The organism is Sphingorhabdus sp. EL138, assembly GCF_945862485.1.
GTDB lineage: Bacteria > Pseudomonadota > Alphaproteobacteria > Sphingomonadales > Sphingomonadaceae > Sphingorhabdus_B.
On sequence record NZ_CAMAYF010000005.1, the window covers coordinates 1 to 15,144 of the forward strand.

Consider the following 15,144-nt stretch of genomic DNA (forward strand, 5'->3'; position numbering starts at 1 on the left):
GCGCCCGTGATCATGACCGTGCGGCCTGCAAGTGTGCCCATACCGTGGACCATTTCTTTAAAAGCGCGACCGGGCAGGCTTAAAAGGCGAACTCGGCCCGGACGCCATATGTGCGCGGCGCCGCATAGCTGCCAACGTCAGCAAGCGTCGATGTAAGCGATGATGCCAGATAGGCCTTGTTGGTTAGGTTCTTGCCCCAGAGCACCATCCGCAAGCCGTCTATCCCCGACGGTGCGAAGGATATCTCGCCATCGATCGTGGTGTAACCCTTTTGACGAATGCGATTGCTTGGCTCCATGCCAAAGCTGCTGGTGTGATAGACCGATGCATAGGCCCCGATTTTGCCAGCGTCGGTCTCGACACTGTAATTGGCGCTGACATTGCCGCTGAACTTTGGCGCACGCAACAATCGCCCGCCGCTCAGGTCCGTCGTAATCTGGATGCTACCAGTGCCGGTGGGTTGCAGCGCCTGCGCATTGGCAAAGCTTTTATACTTGCCATCAAGAACCGCAGCGCCCGCTGAGAAGGTGAGCTCAGAAGTGGCGTCCCAGCTCATGTCAAAGTCAAAGCCCTTTACCCGCGCTGACGCTGCATTCTGGGTGATATAGGCCTTGCCCGGCACAAAAATGACGGCCTGCAAGTTGGTGTAATCATAATAGAAACCTGCAGCGGTGAAGCGAAGTGACCCCGCAATCTTGCCCTTCACACCCGCTTCATAGGCTGTGATGGTTTCCGGCTTGACCGGATCAATTGCGAAATTGGTCGTGTTCACCACGCCGCTCTTGAACCCTTTGCCCCAGCTGGCGAACAAGTTGACATCAGGCGTCAATTCATAGCGTGCGGTAATGCGGGGCGTGAACTTTTTAAACGTCACAGGGTTGCCGGGATAGGCAATGATCGCAGGCTGCTTCACAGAACCGAGGGTGTCAGAAAACACCTTCTGACGTTCGCTGGTATATCGCCCGCCCGCCGTCAAGGTCAGTTGTTCGGTTGGCTTGACCGTGACTTCAGCATAGCCAGCAATGATCCGCTTTTCCACTTTGCCATAGGCATTTGTCAGGAAGAGCCTGGCACGTGGAGCTGGTGGCACCGATGGCATAAAGCCTTCAAAGATATTGCTTTCAAAAGTCTCGTTCCCCTTCAGATAGAAAAGGCCCACGAGAAATTCGACGGCGCCAAACTGGCGCGAGGCAAAGTTGGTATCATGCACCAGAAATTTGCCGGAAAGGGGTTCCGCCCTGGCTTCGCCAATATTGACGGCCGTTCCATCAATATCAGCAAGATAGACAATATTGTTGCTGAACAACCCGGTTGAGGAGTTGATCGTGCCTGCCCCGACATCAAATTCGCCGCGCAGGCTGACGCCCTTGGAACGGATCTGCGTAAAGACATCAGGTGACGCCGAAAACTGGCTGGCCTTGATCGGATCGGGTGTTGCCGGGACCGGAAAGAACGGGCCGCTAATCGGGCCAAGCAGACCCGTCAGATTCGCAGCATGGCCGATCGAATTCCCGTTCAGAGCAAAGCCTGCGTACATCGCCGAGTCACGGCGCTTGGCATAATAAGCGCTGGCTGTGATGCTCGCGCTATCACTTGGCTTGTAGAGCAATTTGCCACGCACAACCTTTGCCGTCAGCCCCAGATCGCGTTCACCGGTGACGACATGGCGACGGAAACCCTGATGATCCTGATAAGACCCTGAAACGCTGGCGGCGAGGTTGCTTGTGATCGGACCGGAGATATAGCCACGTAACTGCACATCGTTGAAACTGCCGTAGCTGGCGCTGAGCTTGCCCGTGTTGGTAAAACTGGGTGTCATGCTGTTCACAAGGATGGCGCCACCCGTGGCGTTCTGGCCATAAAGCGCGCCCTGCGGGCCTTTGAGCACTTCGATCTGCTGCACATCGGGCAGGTCGATGAGGGTCGCAATTTGTTGCGGCTGATAAATGCCATCAACATACATGGCGACGTTAGAATTTTCGCCCAGATTCGCTCCGGTTGACGTGATTCCGCGCACGGCAGGTTGAAGGAAAGAGCCGAAAAATGTCATGGCGACGCCAGGCACAACGCGGGCAAGATCTGAGGTGTTCGTAACGCCCGACTGCGCTAGCGCATCAGCATCAAGTGCCGTAATTGACATCGGCACGTCGGCAAGATTTTCATTGCGGCGCTGGGCCGTAACGATGATGTCGCCTTCACTCGCTTCTGTTGCCGCTTCAGCGGCCATGGCATTGCCGTTTGCGAGGAAAGCACCAGCAATTGCCGTGCCGCATAAAATCATAGACCGAATCATTTTCATCCCACCCTCCCTTATCGGCGTTTCTGGCCTCTTGAGCAGATATTTAGACAGGAAATTATTGGAATGCAACGATGCAATTGTTTTTTACAGCGCGCCACAGCTTGAGGACTTTTGAAGGTTTTTTTATCGTATTATCAATGCGTTACATATTTTCCATGCTGTCTGCCCACTTATCACAAGGTGGGTTGCAGCGCGCGCGCTTGAACGCTAGCAATGCAGTCTGTTCAAAACTGGCGATACCCGCCACCGCAGCACGCAATTCGAGTTCCAGCTGAGACCAAGCTGGTCAATCGCGCGTAACGGGAAAAGATAGCGAGTAGTTACATGACTGACACCGCATACGCCGCGCTGGAGGCAGTCCCCTTCCGGGTGACTAATCCCGAACTCATCCCATCACAGCGTTATTATGACCCCGAATTCTTCGCGCTGGAGAAGGAAAAGCTCTGGCCGCATGTGTGGCAGATGGCCTGCCGTCTGGAAGAGATTCCGAACGTCGGCGATTATGTCGAATATACGATTCTCGATAAGTCGGTCATCGTGGTCAACACCAAGAACGGCGTGCAGGCGTTCCATAATGCCTGCCGCCATCGCGGCGTCCGCCTTGCCACTGGCCCCGGCAATTGTGCCAAGCAGGGATTTGTCTGCCCGTTTCATGGCTGGCGCTGGAATACCGAAGGCGAAAACACCTTCGTGTTCGGCAAACAGGTGTTCAATCCGGAACTGCTCGACAAGGCAGAGATCAATCTCGTGCCATGCCGCGTCGAATTCTGGGCTGGCTGTGCGTTCATCAACTTTGATGATGACGCGCCCTCGCTGCTCGACTCGCTGGGCCCTGTGGCCGAACGGATGAACGCCCGCCATGCCGACAAGCTCAAGATGGACTGGTGGTTTGGCACGGTGCTGCCGACCAACTGGAAGCTCGCCATGGAGGCCTTCCAGGAAGGCTATCACACCATGAAGACGCACCCGCAGCTTCACCGCCTGTCCGCACTCGGCAATAGCTACGGCAATGACGCCGATGGCCTTGCGCCCAATCGCGGCCTGAACGGCAAGCAGACGCTCAACATGCACATTGACTTCATGGCACGGCTCAGCTCGGGCATGGGCGGCATGGTGCATGAGAGCGAAGTCGCGGTGATGGAGCGCATGCGCGACATGGAAGTGCCCGATGATCCCATGGGCGCGACCATGGCCTTTTACGGCAAGATGTACGAGGAAGTGACCAAGGATGCGCTCGCGCGCGGCGTGCCTATGTTCGACATTTCCAAGGTCTCGCAAGAGGTGGAGTTCCACGCGGTGGAGTTCATGTTCCCGCACTTCTTCCTGCTGCCGATGGTCGGCGCGATGTCATCCTATCGCATCCGCCCGCTGACGCCCGAAACCTGCCTGTTCGAAATCTGGTCGCTCGTTCTGCGTCCCGAAGGCGAAGAGTATGACACGCCCAAGGGTCCGACGATCCTGCCGTATGACTCGCCTGACTTCCCAGAAATTCCGCGTCAGGATTATTACAACCTGCCGCTCCAGCAGCTCGGCCTCCATGCGGGCGGGTTCAAGCATATGCGCTTGTCCAAGGATACCGAGGGCATGATCAGCAATTACCAGCGCCTGCTCGACGGTTATCTTGCCGCGCTCGATCTGGACACGCTGACCAAGGCGCAGAACATCGTCAATTGCGGGTTCGAAACCCCGATTCAGGACATTGGTTTCTGAGTCGGGCGATTGCGCCCTGACCTGATGGACACTGCATCTCCCGAGCGCAGCGAATGGCGCGAGAATGGGCCGCTGTTGCTATGCAGCCTGATCGGCCTGCCCGCATCGATGGTCTCGCTCTACGCGCTCGGGCAGTTTCTGGGGCCCTTGGAACAGAGTTTCGGCTGGTCGCGCACGCAGGCTTCGGTCGGGCTGTCGATTGCGCTGGTGATCAGCTTTTTGTTGATGCCGGTCGTCGGACGCCTCGTGGACCGTTTCAATGCGCGCTGGCTGATCCTCTCCGGCTTCGTCCTGACCGGGATTGCGCTGGCGGCCTTCTCGCTCGCCACGCAAAGTCTTGGCCTCTGGATCGCGCTCTGGTGCTTTCATGCGCTCGGGGCAACGCTGATCGGCCCGGCAGTGTGGCTGGCGGTCGTCGCCGCAGCCTTTGACAAATACCGGAGCATGGCGATTGCCGTGGTCCTTTGCGGCAGCGGCATTGCCTCGGCCTTCGGGCCTACTTCAGCACGTTATCTGATCGACGCATTCGGCTGGCGTCAGGCCTTTGTGATGCTCTCAGCCGTCTGGATTGTTCCGGCCTTCCTTTTGGCTTGCCTCTTCTTCTTTGACCGCCGTCTACGCGGCGACGACGCGGCCAAGGCTGAAACGCATGCAAGCGTGCCTCCGGCCAATATCCGGCAAACCTATTTCTCGGCCAATTTCATCAAGCTCGCGCTCGCGGTGGTCGCCTCGCAAACCGCTTTGTCGGCCTATATGATCCATTTGGCCCCGGCGCTGGCGGACAAGGGGTTTTCGCTGACTTATGCCGCCTCCATCGCGGGGCTGGCGGGGATTGCGGCCATCCCCGGCAAGATCATGATCGGCTATGTGTTTGATCGCATGGGAAAGACCAGCGTCTCGATTGGCATCATGGCTTTGGTCGCGCTGGCCTGCACGCTGCTGGCACTCGACAGCCAGAGCCTCGCCGCCGCGCTGAGCGCCACGGCCCTGCTCGGCATCAGTGCGGGAGCGATGATGGCCTTCATTGCCTGCTTGTCGCGCGATCTGTTCCCGGCCTCGATCTTCGGCACGGTTTACGGCGCGATGACCAGTCTGAGCGCCCTGGGTGCGGCGATGGGGCCGCTTGCTGCAAGCGCGGTTCATGACCAGACCGGCTCCTACGCCCTCGCCTTCTGGCTGGGTGTCGGGATTGCGGCGGTGTCGGCCATCCTGCTGGCCTCGCTCTCCCCGCAATCGGCACATTGATGCGTTTAAATATTATTATATATCAATGAGTTAAATGGCGCACCCAAGAGGATTCGAACCTCTGGCCTCTGCCTTCGGAGGGCAGCGCTCTATCCAGCTGAGCTATGGGTGCGGGTTGGAAGCGGTTAGCAGGCATGACGCCATTGCGCCAAGTTTTTTTTGGAGCGTAGTTTTAATCTAAGCCGATTTAGTGACGATGCCGCATGGAAACCGAATAGTTCGCGCGCCCGAACTTACCGGATGCATGGCGTGCGCGACACCTATTTTTCCTCTCGCTAATGGCTGGATAACTGAAAAAGGCGATGCTACGGCGAGCTTATGAAAAACCAGTTTGAACTCTCCGACGATCAAGTTGCCATTCAGGATATGGCGCGCAAATTCACCGCAGACGCGATCACACCTTTTGCCGCCGAATGGGACGAAAAGTCGCATTATCCGGTCGATGTGTGGAAAGCCGCCGGTGAATTGGGCTTTGGCGCGATTTATGTGTCGCAAGAATCGGGCGGCACTGGCCTTGGCCGGTTAGAGGCGGCGTTGATCATGGAGGCGATGGCCTATGGCTGCCCCACCACCAGCGCGTTTATTTCTATCCATAATATGGCCGCGTGGATGATCGATTGTTTTGGCAGTGCAGAGTTGAAGGCACGTTATTTGCCTGACCTGGTGTCGATGCACAAAATCGCCAGCTATTGCCTAACTGAACCGGGCAGTGGGTCGGATGCAGCGGCGCTGAAAACCAGCGCGCGGCGCGATGGCGATCATTATGTGCTGAATGGAACGAAGCAATTCATCTCGGGTGCTGGTTACAATGACGTTTACGTTGTGATGGTCCGCACGGGCGAGGACAAGACCAAGGGTGTCACGTGCCTCGTGGTTGATAAAGACACGCCTGGTCTCAGCTTTGGCGCGCCAGAGAAGAAACTTGGCTGGAACGCCTCACCGACTGCGCAAGTGATATTTGAAGATTGCCGCGTGCCCGTTGCCAACCGCGTTGGCGCAGAGGGCGACGGTTTCCGCTTTGCGATGATGGGGCTTGACGGCGGGCGGCTCAATATCGGTGCGTGTTCACTGGGCGGGGCGCAGCGGTGCTTGGATGAGACGATTGCCTATACCAAAGAGCGTCAGCAATTTGGTCAGCCGGTGGCCGAGTTCCAGAACACGCAGTTCATGCTGGCCGACATGGCGACCGATTTGGAAGCCGCGCGCGCCTTGCTCTACATCGCAGCGGCCAAGGTCACGGCGAACGCCACTGACAAGTCGCGTTTTTCGGCTATGGCCAAGCGCCTGTCCACCGACAGCGGCAGCGAGATTGTCAATCAAGCGCTGCAACTTTTTGGCGGCTATGGGTATTTGCGGGATTATCCCATCGAACGTTTCTGGCGTGATTTACGTGTGCATTCGATTCTGGAAGGCACCAATCAGGTCATGCGCATGATTATTGGCCGTGATCTCTTGCGCCAATGACCGATGATATCTTGGTCCGCGTCGAGGGTCATGCCGGTTTCATAAGCCTGAACCGGCCGTCGGCGTTGAATGCGCTGACGCTGCCTATGGTGCACGCTATGACGCAAGCATTGTTGGCGTGGCGCGATGATGACGCGGTAACATGCGTGGTGATTGATCATGCAGACGGGCGCGGTTTTTGTGCAGGTGGCGATATAGCTTTCTTGCGCAATTCAGCCCTGAATGATGGCGGAGAATCGGGCCGCAAATTCTTCCATGACGAATATCAGTTGAACCATTTATTGTTCACCTATCCTAAGCCTGTGGTTGCTTTCATGGATGGCATTACAATGGGTGGGGGCGTGGGTATTAGCCAACCCGCCCGTTTCCGCGTGGCGACTGAGAATACCAAATTTGCCATGCCCGAAACCGGCATTGGCCTTTTTCCAGATGTTGGCGGTGGCTGGTTTTTGTCGCGGCTCGAAGGCCGCATGGGACAGTTTTTGGCGCTGACCGGATCACGCGTGGCCGGTGCAGAGTGCCTCGCGCTTGGCCTTGTCACCCATTATCTGCCGAGCAGCGCGCTCGCCGAAGCCAAAACACGAATTGCCAGTGAAGGTGTCGAGCGCCTTGAAGGGATATTGGGCACCTTGTCGGAAACGCAACCCGCATCGAAGATCGTCGAGACGCTTGTGCAGATCAATCGCCATTTTGCCTCCAACGCATTTGAGGACATCCTTGCCAGCCTTGAAGGCGACGCGAGTGAATGGGCGATGAAAGAATTGGCGACCTTGCGGACCAAAAGCCCGCAAACCTGTAAAGTCGCTTTGCGCCAATTGTCCGAGAGCCTGAAGCTCAGCAACTTTGCCGAGAACATGGCCATGGAATATCGTATCGCCAGCCGCGTGATTGTACGCCCCGATTTTGCCGAAGGCGTCCGCGCCGTTATTGTCGATAAGGATAATGCGCCCCAATGGAATCCGGCGACAGCAGAAGCTGTGACTGAGGAGCTGATCGACGCTATTTTCGCCGCCTTGCCGGCGCAGGATGAATGGAAACCCCTATGACCTATGAAACCTTATTAGTCGAACAACGCGGCGCGGTGACGCTGATAACGCTTAATCGGCCGCAGGCGTTGAACGCGCTGAATAGTCAGGTGTTGGCAGACCTCATCGCTGCCTTTGCGGCATTTGATGCCGAAGACAGCCAAAGATGCGCCGTTCTGACGGGCAGCGAAAAAGCCTTTGCCGCAGGCGCGGACATTAAAGAAATGTCCTCGCAGTCTTTCGCGGACATGTATGGCGCAAACTTCTTCGCAGGCTATGATCGCGTAACCGCTACCCGCAAGCCATGGATCGCCGCGGTAAATGGCTTTGCGCTGGGCGGTGGATGCGAATTGGCAATGATGGCCGATTTCATCATCGCGGGCGACAATGCCAAATTTGGTCAGCCGGAAATCAAGCTTGCTGTCACCCCGGGGATGGGCGGGTCACAACGCCTAACGCGTGCGATTGGCAAAGCAAAGGCCATGGAAATGTGCCTGACGGGCCGGATGATGGACGCGGCTGAGGCCGAGCGATCTGGTTTGGTTGCCAAGGTTGTTCCTGCAGCCGAGCTGGTCGACGAAGCCGTTAAAACCGCAACGGCCATTGCCGCCATGGCGCCTTTGGCCGCGCTTGCGTGCAAGGAAATGGTTAACGCTGCATTTGAAACAACCTTGCAGCAAGGCGTGGTGTTCGAACGCCGCTTGTTCCATGGCTTGTTTGGTACAGAAGACCAGAAGGAAGGCATGGCTGCTTTTATCGAGAAGCGCCCGGGTAACTGGACGGGTAAGTAACCGCTCAGCGCGATTGCGCGATTTTCTCTAGCATCTGAAACTTGCCAAGCCCGCATCCGGCACCTTCGTAAAGCTGCCCGCCTTGATCATGCAAAACGCGGACGATGTCGACGCTGCACAATTGGTTGAGTGACGTTCGATAGGAAAAGCGATCCTCAAACTTCAATCCGGGGCAGCTTTGGGGCAGGGTGTTGCGATAGGTTTTGCCGCCCGCCATGCGGAAATCGATATTACGGCTATCGATAACTTTCGTGGAACGTATCTGCGATATCGTGACGCAGTTTTTTGGTTCGCCCACCGTCCGAACCGGTTCAGCTACCTTCTTACCCGCAAGTGCGACCGCTCCGCCACCAGACAGCAAGGCAATCGCAGGGATGATGAACAGCAATTTACGCATCGGCCTTCTCCATTATGACGACTCGCCCTTAACCCCTTCTGCCTTAACTTTAGCTGACTTGATTTTGGGCGCGGGCGTTTTGGGTTTGAAGCGGCACAAGTCGGCGACGGGGCAGCACCAGCATTCCGGCGTGCGCGCTTTGCAGATATAACGCCCATGTAAGATCAACCAATGGTGCGCGCCAACGCGGAACGGCTTTGGCGTGCTTTTCTCCAGCGCTTTTTCGACCGCGACCACGGTTTTCCCCGGCGCGATTCCCGTGCGGTTGCCAAGACGGAAGATATGCGTATCGACAGCGAAGGTTTCTGCGCCAAAGGCGGTGTTCATCACCACATTGGCGGTCTTACGCCCCACGCCGGGCAAAGCCTCCAGCGCGTCGCGGTCGGCGGGCACTTCGCCGGCATGATCACGTACGAGGATTTCTGACAAAGCGATGACATTCTTCGCCTTGTTATTATACAGGCCAATGGTCTTGATATGGTCTTTCAAGCCCTCCAGCCCAAGCGCGACCATTTGTGCAGGCGTCTTGACCTCTTCGAACAATGCCTTTGTTGCCTTGTTTACCCCCACATCGGTTGACTGCGCTGAGCATGTGACGGCGACGAGCAATTGATACGCATTGCCATAGGCCAGTTCAGTTTCCGGATCGGGATTTGCTTCTGCCAAGCGCCGGTAAAATTCGAAGATGTCGGCTTTCTTCAAAGACCAAGGACCTCTTGCATATTATACCGGCCGGGTGTCTGCCGCGTCAGCCAGACGGCAGCTTTCACCGCGCCGCGCGCGAATATAGCGCGATTTTCGGCGCGATGGACAAGCTCGATCCGTTCATTGTCTGAGGCGAATATGACCATATGGTCGCCCGCCACGCTGCCGCCGCGTAAGGCGGCAAAGCCGATATCGCCGGCCTTGCGTGCGCCGGTAATCCCGTCGCGGCCCCTTTCGCTATGATCTTTCAAATCGACCGCGCGGCCCTTTGCCGCGGCATCGCCCAGTAGCAAGGCGGTGCCCGATGGCGCATCAACCTTATGCCTGTGGTGCATTTCCAGAATTTCGATGTCCCAGTCCGCACCCAACTGCCGCGCAGCTTGTTCCACCAAGGCGGCAAGCATATTCACGCCCAAGGACGTATTGCCGGTCTGCAAAATGGCAATATCGCGCGCGGCATCATCGATCAGGAAATGGTGGCGCTCCTCCAAACCTGTCGTGCCAATGACGATGGGCTTACCCGCAGCCACGCAGGCATCGAGACTCGCCTCAAGGCCGTGCGGGCTCGAAAAATCGACGAGAACGTCGGATGCGGCAATCAATGCGCCAAGGTCGCCGTCCTTATCGACGCCTCCTGCATGTGTGTGGCCGTCGGCGACAATTGCATCTACCAAAGTCTGACCCATGCGCCCCGCGCTGCCAATAATTCCAATTTTCATATCTCTTGCCCTGACTTAATGTCTGGGTCTTACTATATTAGGCAACCGAAACAAGTTTTGGGTGAAGATGAAGGAAAGCATGTGGGGCAAGGCATAAAAAACATTGTGATCCTGACAGGCGCAGGCGTCAGCGCCGAAAGCGGCATCGATACCTTTCGCAGCGCAGGCGGGTTGTGGGAGCAGCATAAGGTGGAAGATGTGGCCACGCCCGAGGCTTTCGCGCGTGATCCTGACCTTGTGCTGCGTTTTTACGATATGCGTCGCGAACGTATTCAACAGGTAGAGCCCAATGCCGCGCATTATGCCCTCGCACGGCTGGATGCGGCATGGTCGGGCAATCTGCTGCTGGTGACGCAAAATGTCGACGATCTGCACGAACGGGCAGGGGCGCAGCGTCTGTTGCACATGCATGGTGAACATCTGAACGCTTGGTGCAATGCCTGTGATGCCCGCCACCCGTGGCGCGGAACATTGATGGATCGGCCAGCTTGCCCAGCCTGCGGCGTGGCGGGGCGGTTACGGCCGGATATCGTCTGGTTTGGGGAAATGCCGTATCGGATGGACGAAATATACCATGCGTTGGACCAAGCGGATTTATTCGTCAGCATTGGCACATCTGGCGCGGTCTATCCTGCTGCTGGCCTTGTGCGTGAAGCGCGGCAGAAAGGCATCAGGACTTTGGAACTGAACCTTGAACCATCGCATGGCACATCATGGTTCGAAGAATCGCGGCATGGCCCCGCAACATTCGTGGTGCCAGCATGGGTGGACGAGATATTAGGCGGTTAAGCCGCCACAGCTCCTACAGCCTGTATCTTTCGGCAGGCGAATAGACCGCATCCCGAGAGCCATCCCGTCGAACAAATGCAGCTTGCCCATCTGGGCCTCCCCAAAGCCGGTCAGCGCACGAATGGCCTCCATCGCGGCAAAGGATCCCATCAGGCCGCACATCGCGCCAAGCACGCCCTGCGTCGCGCAGTCGTCGCAATCATCGGGGTCATGCGCGTCGCCAACGAAGCAGCGATAGCAAGGCGCATCATCCTGCCACCCCGTAAAGGTACCAATCTGTCCATGAAACTGGCCAATCGCGGCGCTAACCAACGGCACTTGCGCGGCAAGGCACAGATCGTTCACGATCAAGCGCGTGGCGAAATTATCGCAGCCGTCGATCACGACATCGACGCCCTTTAGAATGTCTACCGCGGTGGAGCGGTCAATACGCTGCTTGAGGCCGCGGAATGTTACATCAGGATTTAAGCGTGCGACGGCGGCACTCGCGGCATCGACCTTTGCCGTGCCAATGTCGCTTTCGGTGTACAGAATTTGTCGCTGGAGATTGGAAAGCGACACAACATCATCATCAATGACGCTGATCGTTCCAACGCCCGCCGCGGCTAGATATTGGATGGCAGGGCAACCAATGCCGCCCGCACCGATCAGCAGCACATGGCTCGACAGCAATTTAGACTGACCCGCGCCGCCAATGTCGCGCAGCACAATATGCCGTGCGTAACGGTCAAGCTGTTGGTCGCTAAGCGTCATACGCCGGTTGAACCAAAGCCTCCGGTGCCCCGTTCGGTATCGTCTAGGGCGTCGACTTCGAGCATCATTCCTTGCGTGACCGGCGCGACTACAATTTGCGCAATCCGGTCGCCTGTGTTGATCACGAAATCTTCGTCACCCAAATTTGCGAGAATGACCTTCACTTCGCCGCGATAATCGCTGTCGATAGTGCCAGGGGTGTTGAGGCAGGTGATGCCATGTTTCAGGGCAAGGCCCGAACGCGGCCGCACCTGAACTTCATAGCCATCGGGAATGGCAAAGGCGAAACCCGTGGCAACGGCGTGGCGTTTGCCAGCGCGCAAGGTCAGGCTTTCGGCGGCGCAAATGTCCATGCCCGCTGCGCCAGATGTTGAATATGCAGGCATCGGTAGGCCAGCGCCGTGTTCTAGGCGCCTGACCCGAATATCAACCTTTTGCGAGGGCATCGGCCACTTTCTCCATCAATTTACGGGCAATAACGTCCTTGGCACTTTCGGGCCAGCTATCGACGCCCTCCTTGGTGATGATATGAAACGCATTGTTTGCGCCGCCCATTACGTCGCCGGACACGTCATTGGCGACGATCCAGTCGCAACCCTTTTTGGCGAGCTTTGCCTGCGCATGTTCGACAATCTTCTCTGTCTCCGCCGCAAAACCAATCAGCAGCTTTGGGCGATTGGCGTGCGTGGCGAGGCTGGCGAGGATGTCTGGATTTTCGGTTAAATTGAGCGCGGGGATATTGCCGCCGTCTTTCTTAATCTTTTGCTCAGGCGCTTGCGCAGCGCGCCAATCAGCAACGGCAGCCACCATTATGGCGGCATCGACCGGTAAGGCTTTTTCTACCTCTGCCTGCATGTCGAGCGCGGTTTCTACGTCAATCCGCACAACGCCGTGCGGGGTCTCCAGATGGACGGGGCCAGCGATGAGCGTTACTTCCGCGCCTAAATCCGCTGCCGCGGCAGCAATGGCAAAGCCCTGACGCCCCGAAGAACGGTTGGCGATGTAGCGTACAGGGTCAATCGCCTCATGAGTTGGGCCCGCGGTTACCAAGATGCGTTGGCCGGATAATGGACGATTTTGCTGCGTTACAGGCGCAGCACCGCTTTGAACCGTTGTTGGCGAACGGCCTGATGCCAGCATTGCATCAAAGGGATGCCCCAACATCATGCAAATTTGTTCGGCAATGGCGGGTGGCTCTGGCAATCGTCCGGGGCCAAATTCGCCGCACGCCATCGCGCCTTCATCAGGGGCCATGATGTGGATGCCATCGGCGCGCAATTGGGTCAAATTTCGTTGCGTTGCCTTATGGTTCCACATGCGGACATTCATCGCGGGAACGGCAAGCACGGGCTTGTCCGTCGCCAATAAGACAGTGGTCGCGAGATCGTCGGATATGCCCGCCGCCATTTTCGCCAAGATGTTGGCAGTGGCGGGGCAGATGACGACCAAGTCGGCCTGACGGCTCAACTGGATATGCCCAATCTCGCTTTCTTCCTTCAGGTCGAACATATGACCATATACTTGGTCTTCGGTCATGACCGACATGGACAAAGGCGTCATGAATTCGGTCGCGCTTTGCGTCATGACCGCGCGCACGGATATGCCCTGCCGCTTGAGCAAGCGGACAAGTTCAAGCGACTTATACGCCGCGATGCCGCCCGTGACGATGAGGAGGATGCGTTTGGTAGACATTAGCTTAACCCCAAAACCCACATGCCAGCCGCACCCAAGGCACCGGCCAATGCCGCGACCAATAGATAACGCGCAGCGTTGCTTTGTCCATTACGTTCCCAAATGAGTTGAACAGGCGGCAAGGGTGGCGGCTCAGGCGCGCCGCCTTTGCGCGGTAGCTGTTCATCCAAGCGGCGGATGAGGTCGGGGATCAACTTCAGCGTGTCGGCTTGTTTGCGCAGGCCATCGGCCAGAATGGCTTCTGGCCCCAATTCACCGCGAATCCAGTCACGCACATAAGGCGCGGCGACGTCCCACATGTTGATGCTTGGGTTTAATGAGGTCGCAATACCTTCGACCATCACCATGGTTTTTTGCAGCAACAACAAATGCGGCTGTGTCTGCATATCGAAATCGCGGGTAATCGCGAAAAGACTGTCGAGCATTTGCCCGACCGACAATTCGCTCACTGGCTTGCCGCGCGTTGGTTCGCCCACCGCGCGCAATGCTGTCGCGAATTCATCTACATTGTGATAGCTTGGCACATATTGCGCCTCGAAATGGATTTCTGCCACGCGCTTATAATTGCCCGTGGTCAGGCCATAGAGAATTTCCGCCAACCAAAAACGCGCCTGCCGGTTGATCCGGCCCATGATGCCAAAATCAATGGCGACAATCGTGCCGTCGGCGCGCACGAACAAATTGCCCTGATGCATGTCAGCATGGAAAAAGCCCTCTGAAATCGCTTGCCGCAAAAAGGTAAGGACAAGCTTTTCGGCTAATTTATTTAGGTCATGGCCCGCCGCCCTGAGCGCATCGATATCGGAAATTTTGACGCCGTCGACCCATTCTAGCGTTAGCACGCGGCCCGACGTCCGGTCCCAATCGATGGTCGGAATAGTATAGCCTTCGACCGCGACCATCGCGTCTTGCAGTTCGGACGCGCTTGCCGCCTCGCGCCGCAAATCAAGTTCGCGCAAGGTCCAGCGTTTCAAATTGGCGATAACCAGTTGTGGCCGCAACCGTGCTGCTTCACCGCCCAGCGCCTCCAAATGCGCGGCCGCCCATTCATAGGTTTCAATGTCGCGGGCGAATTGCTCACGAATACCCGGGCGAAGCACCTTGATTGCCACATCCTTGCCTTCATTCGTGCGGGCACGGTGTACCTGCGCGATGGAGGCGGCGCCAACGGGGACGGGATCGATATATTCAAACAACGCTGCCGCGGGCTTGTTCAGGCTGTTGTCGATCTGCGCATAGACCTGGTCAAATGGCGCTGGCGGTAACTGGTCCTGCAGCATCAGCAGATTATGCACCGCCTCTTCGCCGATGATATCAGGCCGAGTCGCGAGCGTTTGCCCAAGTTTAATCGCGGCGGGACCAATGGCGCGAAATGCGCCTGCATAATCCGGTACCTTCGGCTGTATTGTTCCAAAGCGCGCGATGCGGCACAGCCGCTTGACTTGTGCAGGGGTATTACGATCCGCCTCAATGGCGCGAAGAGCGCCGTGGCGCGCAAGAATGCGGCCCCATTTGAGCAAACGAATGATGTGGGTAATTGGGCGGGTCATGCGGC

General features: G+C 57.1%; 14 protein-coding genes and 1 tRNA gene. 6 read left to right on the forward strand and 9 right to left on the reverse strand.

Annotation, left to right across the window (positions count from 1 at the left end; genetic code table 11):
- Nucleotides 1–79 precede the first annotated feature (79 nt).
- Nucleotides 80–2,299 (reverse strand): TonB-dependent receptor, encoded by a 2,220-nt coding sequence (locus tag Q0O33_RS03385; protein WP_295496069.1) that lies wholly within the window; start codon nt 2,297–2,299, stop codon nt 80–82.
- Nucleotides 2,300–2,623: 324 nt separating this feature from the next.
- Here Q0O33_RS03385 and Q0O33_RS03390 point away from each other — a divergent pair, with 324 nt between their 5' ends.
- Complete coding sequence (locus Q0O33_RS03390) at nt 2,624–4,009, forward strand: aromatic ring-hydroxylating dioxygenase subunit alpha (RefSeq protein ID WP_295496072.1); 1,386 nt, start codon at nt 2,624–2,626, stop codon at nt 4,007–4,009.
- Nucleotides 4,010–4,033: 24 nt separating this feature from the next.
- Complete coding sequence (locus Q0O33_RS03395) at nt 4,034–5,254, forward strand: MFS transporter (protein WP_295496075.1); 1,221 nt, start codon at nt 4,034–4,036, stop codon at nt 5,252–5,254.
- A 35-nt stretch (nt 5,255–5,289) separates the two neighbouring features.
- Here the strand turns inward: Q0O33_RS03395 and Q0O33_RS03400 are convergent.
- A tRNA-Arg gene (locus Q0O33_RS03400) sits at nt 5,290–5,366 on the reverse strand.
- A 206-nt stretch (nt 5,367–5,572) separates the two neighbouring features.
- Between Q0O33_RS03400 and Q0O33_RS03405 the strand changes: the two genes are divergently transcribed.
- The 3 genes from Q0O33_RS03405 to Q0O33_RS03415 are packed head-to-tail and all read left to right on the forward strand — an operon-like array spanning nt 5,573 to nt 8,534.
- On the forward strand, nt 5,573–6,718 hold the full coding sequence (locus Q0O33_RS03405; RefSeq protein WP_295496078.1) for an acyl-CoA dehydrogenase family protein: 1,146 nt from the start codon (nt 5,573–5,575) through the stop codon (nt 6,716–6,718).
- Complete coding sequence (locus Q0O33_RS03410) at nt 6,715–7,764, forward strand: enoyl-CoA hydratase/isomerase family protein (protein WP_295496081.1); 1,050 nt, start codon at nt 6,715–6,717, stop codon at nt 7,762–7,764. Before Q0O33_RS03405 ends, Q0O33_RS03410 begins: the two co-directional genes overlap by 4 nt.
- Complete coding sequence (locus Q0O33_RS03415) at nt 7,761–8,534, forward strand: enoyl-CoA hydratase (RefSeq protein WP_295496083.1); 774 nt, start codon at nt 7,761–7,763, stop codon at nt 8,532–8,534. Before Q0O33_RS03410 ends, Q0O33_RS03415 begins: the two co-directional genes overlap by 4 nt.
- A gap of 4 nt (nt 8,535–8,538) precedes the next feature.
- Here Q0O33_RS03415 and Q0O33_RS03420 read toward each other — a convergent pair whose 3' ends face one another.
- Genes Q0O33_RS03420 through dapB form a run of 3 tightly spaced genes read right to left on the reverse strand, consistent with a single transcriptional unit; the run spans nt 8,539 to nt 10,355 of the window.
- Nucleotides 8,539–8,931 carry a hypothetical protein gene (locus Q0O33_RS03420; protein WP_295496086.1) on the reverse strand — a complete coding sequence of 131 codons (393 nt, stop codon included), beginning with the start codon at nt 8,929–8,931 and terminating at the stop codon, nt 8,539–8,541.
- Nucleotides 8,932–8,943: 12 nt separating this feature from the next.
- On the reverse strand, nt 8,944–9,633 hold the full coding sequence (nth, locus tag Q0O33_RS03425) for an endonuclease III (RefSeq protein WP_295496088.1): 690 nt from the start codon (nt 9,631–9,633) through the stop codon (nt 8,944–8,946).
- The gene (gene dapB / locus Q0O33_RS03430; RefSeq protein ID WP_295496091.1) at nt 9,630–10,355 is read right to left on the reverse strand and encodes a 4-hydroxy-tetrahydrodipicolinate reductase; all 726 of its coding nucleotides are present in this window, start codon (nt 10,353–10,355) and stop codon (nt 9,630–9,632) included. The genes nth and dapB overlap by 4 nt, the downstream gene beginning before the upstream one ends.
- Nucleotides 10,356–10,436: 81 nt before the next feature.
- Between dapB and Q0O33_RS03435 the strand changes: the two genes are divergently transcribed.
- Entirely contained in the window at nt 10,437–11,144 is a 708-nt protein-coding gene (locus tag Q0O33_RS03435) for an NAD-dependent deacylase (protein ID WP_295496094.1), read from the forward strand.
- Here Q0O33_RS03435 and Q0O33_RS03440 read toward each other — a convergent pair.
- The 4 genes from Q0O33_RS03440 to ubiB are packed head-to-tail and all read right to left on the reverse strand — an operon-like array spanning nt 11,133 to nt 15,139.
- Nucleotides 11,133–11,897 carry a HesA/MoeB/ThiF family protein gene (locus Q0O33_RS03440; RefSeq protein ID WP_295496097.1) on the reverse strand — a complete coding sequence of 255 codons (765 nt, stop codon included), beginning with the start codon at nt 11,895–11,897 and terminating at the stop codon, nt 11,133–11,135. The two genes, Q0O33_RS03435 and Q0O33_RS03440, sit on opposite strands and share 12 nt — an antisense overlap.
- Entirely contained in the window at nt 11,894–12,343 is a 450-nt protein-coding gene (gene dut, locus Q0O33_RS03445; protein ID WP_295496099.1) for a dUTP diphosphatase, read from the reverse strand. The genes Q0O33_RS03440 and dut overlap by 4 nt, the downstream gene beginning before the upstream one ends.
- Nucleotides 12,324–13,589 carry a bifunctional phosphopantothenoylcysteine decarboxylase/phosphopantothenate synthase gene (locus Q0O33_RS03450; protein ID WP_295496101.1) on the reverse strand — a complete coding sequence of 422 codons (1,266 nt, stop codon included), beginning with the start codon at nt 13,587–13,589 and terminating at the stop codon, nt 12,324–12,326. Before Q0O33_RS03450 ends, dut begins: the two co-directional genes overlap by 20 nt.
- A complete protein-coding gene (ubiB, locus tag Q0O33_RS03455; RefSeq protein ID WP_295496103.1) occupies nt 13,589–15,139 on the reverse strand; it encodes a 2-polyprenylphenol 6-hydroxylase in 1,551 nt (516 codons plus the stop codon). Before ubiB ends, Q0O33_RS03450 begins: the two co-directional genes overlap by 1 nt.
- Nucleotides 15,140–15,144 lie beyond the last annotated feature (5 nt).

Excerpts from the sequence above, each read along its gene's own strand:
- Q0O33_RS03390 (WP_295496072.1), top strand. The coding sequence starts at position 2,624 with ATGACTGACACCGCATACGCCGCGCTGGAGGCAGTCCCCTTCCGGGTG.
- dapB (WP_295496091.1), bottom strand. The coding sequence starts at position 10,355 with ATGAAAATTGGAATTATTGGCAGCGCGGGGCGCATGGGTCAGACTTTG.
- dut (WP_295496099.1), bottom strand. The coding sequence starts at position 12,343 with ATGCCCTCGCAAAAGGTTGATATTCGGGTCAGGCGCCTAGAACACGGC.
- Q0O33_RS03405 (WP_295496078.1), top strand. The coding sequence starts at position 5,573 with ATGAAAAACCAGTTTGAACTCTCCGACGATCAAGTTGCCATTCAGGAT.
- Q0O33_RS03395 (WP_295496075.1), top strand. The coding sequence starts at position 4,034 with ATGGACACTGCATCTCCCGAGCGCAGCGAATGGCGCGAGAATGGGCCG.
- ubiB (WP_295496103.1), bottom strand. The coding sequence starts at position 15,139 with ATGACCCGCCCAATTACCCACATCATTCGTTTGCTCAAATGGGGCCGC.
- Q0O33_RS03415 (WP_295496083.1), top strand. The coding sequence starts at position 7,761 with ATGACCTATGAAACCTTATTAGTCGAACAACGCGGCGCGGTGACGCTG.
- Q0O33_RS03420 (WP_295496086.1), bottom strand. The coding sequence starts at position 8,931 with ATGCGTAAATTGCTGTTCATCATCCCTGCGATTGCCTTGCTGTCTGGT.
- Q0O33_RS03410 (WP_295496081.1), top strand. The coding sequence starts at position 6,715 with ATGACCGATGATATCTTGGTCCGCGTCGAGGGTCATGCCGGTTTCATA.
- Q0O33_RS03385 (WP_295496069.1), bottom strand. The coding sequence starts at position 2,299 with ATGAAAATGATTCGGTCTATGATTTTATGCGGCACGGCAATTGCTGGT.
- Q0O33_RS03450 (WP_295496101.1), bottom strand. The coding sequence starts at position 13,589 with ATGTCTACCAAACGCATCCTCCTCATCGTCACGGGCGGCATCGCGGCG.
- Q0O33_RS03440 (WP_295496097.1), bottom strand. The coding sequence starts at position 11,897 with ATGACGCTTAGCGACCAACAGCTTGACCGTTACGCACGGCATATTGTG.